Origin of the sequence: Streptomyces sp. NPDC048566, assembly GCF_043199735.1 — a bacterium.
Classification (GTDB): Bacteria; Actinomycetota; Actinomycetes; order Streptomycetales; family Streptomycetaceae; genus Streptomyces.
The window spans coordinates 1-2300 of sequence record NZ_JBICWL010000050.1; the positions used below are offsets into that span (position 1 = coordinate 1).

The 2300-nt window shown below is 68.7% G+C and carries 1 protein-coding gene; it reads left to right on the plus strand.

Annotated elements, in window-relative coordinates; translation table 11 throughout:
- Nucleotides 1-21: 21 nt before the first annotated feature.
- A partial coding sequence (locus ACGFS9_RS32715) for an amino acid adenylation domain-containing protein (protein ID WP_393258630.1) occupies nt 22-2300 on the plus strand: 2279 nt, incomplete at its 3' end.

Here is a 2300-nt window from a genome sequence, read left to right on the forward strand (position 1 = left end):
GACGTGACATGCGAGGTGCCTGTGCGGGCCTGGCTGTTCACCTCTGCTGGCGAGGAGTCGGTGCTGCTGATCCTGGTGCACCACATCGCCGGCGACGGCGTCTCCATGCGGCCGCTGCTGCGGGACCTGGCACATGCCTACCGGGCGCGGTGCGCTGGCGAGGAGCCGGACTGGGCGCCGCTGCCGGTACAGTACGCCGACTACACCCTGTGGCAGCGGGAGCTCCTCGGTGACGAACAAGACCCCGACAGCACCCTCGCCACCCACACCGAATTCTGGAGGAATGCCCTCGCGGGCCTCCCTGAGCAGCTGGAACTCCCCTTCGACCGCTCACGTCCGGGTGTCGCCAGCTACGAGGGCGCCACCGTCGAGATCACCATGGAGTCGGCGCTCCACGCCCGCGTCCAAGAACTCGCCCAGGCCCGTCAGTGCACGGTGTTCATGGTGCTCCAGGCCGCTGTCGCGGTGATCCTCAGCCGGTCGGGAGCCGGCCACGACGTGCCCCTGGGCACGCTCGTCGCCGGGCGGTCCGACGCCTCCCTGGACGAGCTGGTCGGCTTCTTCGTCAACACACTCGTGCTGCGCACCGACACCTCCGGCGACCCGACCTTCGCCGAGCTGCTGGAACGAGTGCGCAGGGCCGACCTGGAGGCGTACGCCCACCAGGACATGCCCTTCGACCGGGTCGTCGAGGCCCTCAATCCCGAGCGGTCCCTCGCCTGGCACCCGCTGTTCCAGGTCTTGGTCGCCCTCAACGACGGCTTCGGAGTGAACGAGGTACAACTGCCGGGGCTGCGGGCCGAGGTTCTGGCCCAGACCACGCCCACCTCGAAGTTCGACCTCTCCGTGGACTTCGAGAGTCGGCGCGACAGCGACGGCCGCCCGGCCGGTCTGCGGACCTCCTGGGAGTACGCCACCGACCTCTTCGACCGTTCCACTGTGCGGGCGATGGCCGAACGCCTCGTACGCCTGCTGGAAGCCGTGACGTCCGACCCGGACCTGCGTATCGGCGACGTAGAACTGCTGTCCGCGCAGGAGCGGCACCAGCAGCTGGTGCAGTGGCAGGGCTCCCAGGTCCCCGAGCGCCCGATGGACCTGGCGGCACACGTACGTCGGCTCGCGGCAGAGCGCCCCGACGCCCCGGCTGTCTCCGATGACCACAGCAGCTTCACCTATCGCAATCTCGCCGCAGACGCGGACGCTGTCTCCCGTGTCCTGGCCGACGCCGGCGTGGGACCGGACTCGATCACAGCGGTGCTGTCGGAGCGCAGCCCCTGGTACGTCTCCGTCGTCTTGGGCATCCTGGGTACCGGAGGTGGCTACATGCCGCTGGACAGCAGCCTCCCCGTGGAACGGGCCGCGCGGATGCTCGACGATGCGGGCGTCGCCTACCTGGTGGCCGCCCCTGAGCTGCAGGAACGGGCATCCGCCGTGATCGCCGCGGCCTCGGGCCCCGTACGGCTGCTGTTCACCAGTACTCCGGACACGACCGACGAGTGGCACGGCCCCGACATGGCTGAGCTTCAGGACTGCACTGCCTACTCCGTCTTCACCTCCGGTTCCACGGGCCACCCCAAGGGCGTGCTCGTCCCGCACCGCGGTCTGGCCAACCACCTCCACGCCGTGGTGGACCTGTACGGCCTGGACCACAACGACACCATGGCCTTCAACGCCCCGTTGACCTTCGACGTCTCGGTGTGGCAGGCGCTGACGATACTTCTGGCCGGCGGCCGGGTCCACATCATGGACGACGACACCAACCGGGATCCGCTGGCGACGCTTGAGTGCGTGGCCGAACACGGCGTGACTGTTCTGCAGATCGTGCCCGCGGTGCTGCGCGCGATCCTCGATACCTGGGACCTGGACGACTCCACCGTGGACCGGTTTGCTGGCCTGCGCTGGATGCTCGTGCACGGCGAGGAGCTTCCGCCGGACTTGGTAACACGCTGGTACGCGCGTTTTCCCAACATCCCCATGGCCAACGTCTACGGTCCCGCCGAGTGCTCGGACGACGTCTCGATCTCCGTGATCGACAGGGACCATCACGCCAGTGCCGTCCGTGCGCCCATCGGCGAGGTCCTGGCCAACACCCGCGTGTATGTGCTGGACGAGAACCTGCGACTGCTGCCCGCCGGCGTCATCGGCGAGCTCTACGTCGCTGGCGCGGGCTTGGCCCGCGGCTACGCCGGCCGGTTCGGCGTCACCGCTGAGCGGTTTGTGGCTGATCCGTTTGGTGGTGCGGGTGAGCGGATGTACCGGACGGGTGATCTGGTGCGGTGGAACTCCGGTGGTGAGTTGGA